Annotated in this window: 2 protein-coding genes; both read right to left on the reverse strand. The window is 47.0% G+C overall.

The window, feature by feature from the left end:
- Nucleotides 1-186: hypothetical protein (locus tag A3751_RS13490; protein WP_156492449.1), on the reverse strand; the 186-nt coding region annotated here is incomplete at its 3' end.
- A 68-nt stretch (nucleotides 187-254) separates the two neighbouring features.
- Entirely contained in the window at nucleotides 255-2,012 is a 1,758-nt protein-coding gene (locus A3751_RS13495; RefSeq protein ID WP_068456941.1) for an ATP-binding protein, read from the reverse strand.
- Nucleotides 2,013-2,164 lie beyond the last annotated feature (152 nt).

Here is a 2,164-nt window from a genome sequence, read left to right on the forward strand (position 1 = left end):
GTGCAAGATATGATGTAAAATCGCGTTTTGTTGAGCGCCGTCTTTAGCCTGAATAATGAACAGCAAACCCACAGCGATGTAACAACCAAACCAGTAATAGAGACTCCAGGAAACAGACACCTCAATCAGGCCAACGCCAGTCATCGACAAAATCAGAACCAGAAAGGGGGATACTTTTTGCAGCACACGATACTCCTTTAGTATTTATCGTAGTTTTGGAGCATCGAGTTAAACGTTAAAACCCGAGCTCTGTTTTATTCGTTTTTGGAAAGATCTATTTGTTCGATTTCACGGGCGACATATTCAATGCCCGTTGTATAGCTGTCAACAATCCGCTCAATCGCTTCGCGATCATCAACCTCAACGGCTCCTTCCAACTCGGCGAGCAAATTGGAAATATAATACGCGCCAATGGTTTCGGCCAAACGTTTTACGTTAAATACCAAACGCATCGTGTCGCGCCGGTTGTTCTGTATGCGCCGAGAATCCAAACTGTAAACACCATCGTCACAGCACTGCTTAAACTGAGCTAGAACTCTACGGTACAAGTGCCGATTACCATGCAGCACTGCCAATGCTTTATCCGAATCAATGAGTTGGATGGTTTCCTCTCCGTCATCCAGCAGCGCAGCAATATCATCAATGGCTTCTGGAACCAGTTGCAGCGCATCTCTCGGTTTACAGTAGGTTTCAATCAACTGCAGTAGATCTTCGATGATAAAGGGCTTAGTGAGAAAGTCGTTCATGCCTACTTCAAGACAGCGATCACGCACATCGCTTGCGGCGTTAGCCGTCATCGCGACGAACGGCAATGTATCAAACTCGGCATGTTCTCTCACCTTAATTGTCGCCGTGTAGCCATCACACACAGGCATTTGCAAATCCATTAACACCAAATCAAAGGGCGCTTCCTCAATCGCGGCAACCGCCTCAAGGCCATTATCGGCAATCGATAAATCTGCACCCTCACTTTCGATAAGGTATTTAGCCAGCTCTTGGTTGATCGGATCATCTTCGACAAGCAGCAACTTGAACCCAGCCAATCTTCTACCGATAGGCTCCTCGCTATCACGTTTTTTGCTTTGGGATGCGACATTCAATGAGGATTGATAACGCACCTTGAAAGAAAACCGAGAGCCCTCTCCCAGCTTACTTTCCACCCATATTTTGCCACCCATGGCCTCAACCAGCTGCCGAGAAATGGTTAAGCCCAGGCCGGTTCCACCGTATTTTCGGCTCATAGAGTTGTCGGCCTGAGTAAAGGGCTGAAACAGGCGCTCCAAAACCTCTGCAGACATGCCGATACCGGAATCTTGCACGCAGTACTCTACATCAATACCTTTGCTCGAACTCTTCACGAGCTTTGCAATAAGGGTTACCGCACCAGAGTCGGTGAACTTTAGCGCATTTGAGAACAAGTTATTGACCACCTGACTCACGCGATTCGGGTCCCCCATCAGTTTGTCAGGGATCGCTTCATCAAGCTCAAGCTTAACTTCAACAGGTTTGCTATTTGCGGTAATTTTGTAGGTGTCGAAAAGCTGGGTACATAGCTTACTATGTTCAAAATCGATCTCTTCCAGCTCAAGCTTTCCGGCCTCGATTTTCGCCATATCGAGAATGTCATTAATAAGTGACAGCAAACCTTTTGAAGCCGTATGGATATTCTCGGTGTAGTGCTGTGTTTGATCTGGCGTTAGGTCTTTCGCTCTGTCGGGTGAAACCAAGATCTCGCTAAAACCAATAATGGCATTTAATGGCGTGCGCATTTCGTGGCTAATCATGCTCACAAATTCGCTTTTAGCCTTGTTCGCCTCGACTTCTTTTTCTAGAGCCTGAACCATATCAACCGAGCGCTTTTCGACTTTTTGCTGCAGTTCAGACGTTAGCGATCGCAGAGCTTCGTTTGCCTCCCAAAGATCAATGCTCTTTTGCTCCAGAACCTGCTCCGCCTGTTTTCGGGCAGAGCGCTCGCGTTCTAGCCGTCGCTTCCATTTGTCTTCTTCAGTCATTCAGCGCGTCCAAACACAGCTACCCAGCTTTTTTGAGAATGAAGGTTTGTACCGTGCCATCGGTATTCTCATCTTCACGAATGATTTCAATCGCCTCACCAAAATAATCAATGGCTCCACTCATTAAGCCATAAGCCAATTCAGCAAAGGGG

This window comes from Oleiphilus sp. HI0080, assembly GCF_001635135.1.